Below are 3,866 nucleotides of genomic sequence, written 5' to 3'. Positions count from 1 at the left end.
CCCCCGGCGGCCGCGGCGAACGCCTGCGGGGGCCGCGGGTCACGGCCCGCGCGCACGTCCGAGACCGCCTCGGCGAAGGCTTCCCCGTCGGGGTACCGCCGGTTCGGATCCTTGACCATGGCGTCGGAGAGGAGCCTGCGCACCGACGGCGGTACCGAGTCGGGGAGCGGGGGCGGCGTCTCGCGGACGTGCATCATCGCCACGCTCACCGGGGAGTCGGCTACGAACGGCCTGCGCCCGGACACGCACTCGTATCCCACGACCCCGAGGGAGTAGACGTCACCGGCAGGGGTGGTCTCGTGACCCATGGCCTGCTCGGGTGCGATGTACTGGGCCGTGCCCACGACCATCCCGGCCTGGGTGACCGCCGCGGACCCCATCGACTTGGCGATGCCGAAGTCGGTGAGCTTGACCTGCCCGGAGGGCGTGATGAGGATGTTGCCCGGCTTGACGTCCCGGTGGACCAGCCCGATGGCGTGCGCGGCGTTGAGTGCGCGACCGGTCTGCTCGAGCATGTCCAGGGTGTGGCGGAGCGGTAGCGACCCCTCGCGCGCGAGAACATCGGAGAGCGGCTCGCCCACCACGAGCTCCATGACCAGGTAGGACAGCGGGTTTCCCGAGGCCGGGTCGTCGATCTGCCCGTAGTCGTAGACCGTCGCGACACCCGGGTGGGAGATCCGCGCCGTCACCTTGGCCTCGGACCGGAACCTCTCCACGAATTCCTGATCGGAGGAGAACTCGGCCTTGAGGACCTTGACCGCGACGTGTCGGTCCAGCACCGCGTCGGCGGCCTCCCAGACCTGTCCCATCCCGCCCGTGGCGATCAGGCGCAGCAGTCGGTACCGGCCGGAGAGCACCGCTCCGGAGTTCAGGCTCATCCCGCGCCCCCGAGGAGTGCCCCCAGGACCTCGCGGCCGATGGGGGCGGCGTAGGTGGAGCCCACGGTGTCTCTGGTGATGCCGGGACCTGACTCGAGCGCCACGGCCACGGCCACGTCCTGGCCGGGGACGAAGGCGATGTACCAGGTGTAGGGCACGGTCGTCGCGGCGTCCACGCCGTGCTCGGCGGTACCGGTCTTGGAGGCGATGGTCACCCCGGGCAGCCCGCCGCCGGCATTGCGTTCCGCGCCCTCCATGAGCTCGGTGAGGGTGGCGGCCTGCTCGTCGGTCAGGGCGCGCCCCGCGTCCTCAGGGGAGAACCCCTGCACCACGGAGAGGTCGGGCGCCGTGAGCGAGCGGATCAACTGGGGCTGCATGCGTACCCCGCCGTTGGAGACGGTGGCCGCCACCATGGCGTTCTGCAGGGTCGTCATGCGGACATCGCTCTGACCGATCGAGCTCATGGCGAGTTGCGCGGCGTCCTCCATCTGGCCCAGGCCGGACGGAGCCGCGGGGATCCCGAGTTCATCCGGTTCCCCGCCGTCCAGACCGAATCGTTCGGCCATCTCGGTGAACGCGTCGGTGCCGATCTCCTGGCTGAGCTCCACGAACGGCACGTTGCAGGAGAGTTCGAACGCCGTGCGGAGGGTCACGGTGCCGCCACCACAGGTCTGGCCTGCGTAGTTCTGCAGGAACGTGGAGGTGCCGGGCAGCAGCGTGCGGTCCGCACCGGACACCGGCGTCTCCGGTCCCATCCCGGATTCGAGTGCGGCGGCCGTCGTGATGACCTTCATGGTGGACCCGGGCGGCAGGGACTGCTGCGTGGCGTGGTTGAGCAGCGGCCGGTCCGGGCTCTGTTCGATCCGCTCCATCTCCTGGGTGCGGACGGTCTGCTCCTGGCTGGACAGCGCGTTCGGGTCGAACGCCGGGCTGGAGGCCAGGGCCAGCACCTCCCCGGTCGAGGGCCGGACCGCGGCCACCGAGCCGACGAAGGGTCCCTGGCCGGCGCCCCGTTGCAGTGCGCCGAAGGCCGCCTCCTGCGCGGCGGGGTCGAGGGTCAGCTCCACCGACCCGCCCTGGGGGGTCCGGCCGGAGATGAGTCCGGTGATGCGTTGGGAGAGCAGCCTGGGGTCCGATCCGTTGAGGAAGGCGTCCTGCGACTGTTCGATCCCCGAGGTGGCGTACTGCAGGGAGTAGTACCCCACCGTCGGACCGAACGCGACCGGGCTGGTGGGATAGGTGCGCTCGAACTCGTACCTGCCGTCCGAGGGCACCGACATGGCCAGCACGCGGCCCCCGGCGGTGATCTGCCCGCGCTGGCGGGAGTACTCGTCGAGCAGCATCCGGGTGTTGCGGGGGTCGGCCCGCAGTTCATCGGCGCGGAAGACCTGGACCCAGGTGAGCTGGAGGAGCAGCGCCACCACCATGACGATGGCGGCGACCGCGACCCTGCGGATGGCGGCGTTCACCCGGCGCTCACCCGGCCTTCCGGACGCGGGCCAGCAGCGGGGTCCGCATCATGCCCGTGGCCGCCTCGGCGAGCGCGGGTGTCTGACGCGGGGTGGGCATCGGTCGACGGGCGTCGTGCGACAACCGGAGCAGGATGGCCAACAGGGCGTAGTTGGCGAGGAGGCTCGACCCGCCGTAGGCCATGAACGGCAGGGTGAGCCCGGTGAGCGGGATGAGGGTGGAGACCCCGCCGACCACCACGAAGACCTGGATGGCGACGGTGAACGCCAGGCCGACGGCGACCAGTTTGCCGAAGCTGTCCCTGATGGTCAGGCCCACCCGGATCCCGCGCAGGACGACGATCGCGTAGATCATCAGCACGGCCGCGAGGCCGATCAGGCCGAGCTCCTCGCCGATGGTCGAGGTGATGAAGTCGGTACCCGCGAACGGCACCTGGTCCGGTCGCCCGTTGCCGAGCCCGGTGCCGCCCATGCCCCCGGAGGCGAGCCCGAACAGGGCCTGTGAGCTCTGGTAACCGCCGGTGTCGAAGTAGGCGAAGGGGTCCTGCCAGATCTGGAACCGCACCCGCACGTGGCCGAACAGTGCGTAGGCCAACACGCCTCCGATGCCCACGAGGACGACGCCGATGAGCAGCCAGCTGATCCGCTCGGTGGCCACGTACAGCATGGTCAGCACGGTGGCGAAGAGCAGCAACGCCATTCCCAGGTCCGTGTTGAACACCAGCACTCCCAGGGAGAGGAACCACGCCACGATGATCGGCCCGAGGTCCCGCCCGCGGGGCAGGTCCACGCCGAGGATGCGACGTCCGGCGCTGGTGAACAACTCACGCTTCTCGACGAGGATCGAGGCGAAGAAGATGATGAGCAGGATCTTGGCGAACTCGCCGGGTTGGATGGTGAAGCCGGGCAGGATGATCCAGTTCTTGGCGCCGTTGATCTCGGAGAACCGGGCGGGAAGTACCGCCGGGATCGCCAACAACGCCAGGCCGGAGAAGCCCATGGTGTATCCGTACCGGGACAGCACCCGGTGGTCGCGGAGGAAGTACAACACGGCCGCCATGAAGGCCAGGCCGATCAGCGTCCAGAGCAACTGTCTGGTGACGTCCATCCCCGGCGGGTCGTTGCCGTTGGCCACGGCGCGCGCCGCGTAGGCCAGGTCGAGGCGGTAGATGAGCACCAAGCCGAGGCCGTTGAGGAGGGCGACGGCGGGGAGCAGCACGGGGTCCGAGTACGGCGCCAACCACCGGATCAGCAGATGCGCCACCCCGCACAGGCCCAGGTAGGCCAGGGTCAGCCAGAGCAGGGTCAGGCTCAGTTCCTGCTCCTGGGCCAGTTGGACGAGGAACAGGGAGAACCCGACGATCACCGACGCGGCGACGAGGAGGACGAGTTCCTTGCCGCGGCGGGGCGGGACGGTGACCGCGGGCGTTCCGGATGCGGGAGTGGTCACAGGTCAGCTCACCGCCCGGCAGTCGACCCCCGGCACCGAGGCCGGGGCGGGACGTGGAGTGGGTTCGGG

General features: G+C 70.1%; 3 protein-coding genes. All 3 read right to left on the bottom strand.

Features of this window, described 5'->3' with window-relative positions; genetic code table 11:
* On the bottom strand, positions 1-878 hold an 878-nt coding region (locus IY392_RS17305), incomplete at its 3' end, for a serine/threonine-protein kinase (RefSeq protein WP_194861907.1).
* Positions 875-2,347, bottom strand: a complete 1,473-nt coding sequence (locus IY392_RS17300; protein WP_107755254.1) for a penicillin-binding transpeptidase domain-containing protein — start codon at positions 2,345-2,347, stop codon at positions 875-877. The genes IY392_RS17305 and IY392_RS17300, both read right to left, overlap by 4 nt.
* A gap of 7 nt (positions 2,348-2,354) precedes the next feature.
* The gene (locus IY392_RS17295) at positions 2,355-3,797 is read right to left on the bottom strand and encodes an FtsW/RodA/SpoVE family cell cycle protein (RefSeq protein WP_107755255.1); all 1,443 of its coding nucleotides are present in this window, start codon (positions 3,795-3,797) and stop codon (positions 2,355-2,357) included.
* Between the last annotated feature and the right edge of the window lie 69 nt (positions 3,798-3,866).

It is taken from the genome of Dietzia sp. SYD-A1 (assembly GCF_015356725.1).
Classification (GTDB): domain Bacteria; phylum Actinomycetota; class Actinomycetes; order Mycobacteriales; family Mycobacteriaceae; genus Dietzia.
This window is presented reverse-complemented; position numbering and strand designations above follow the sequence as displayed.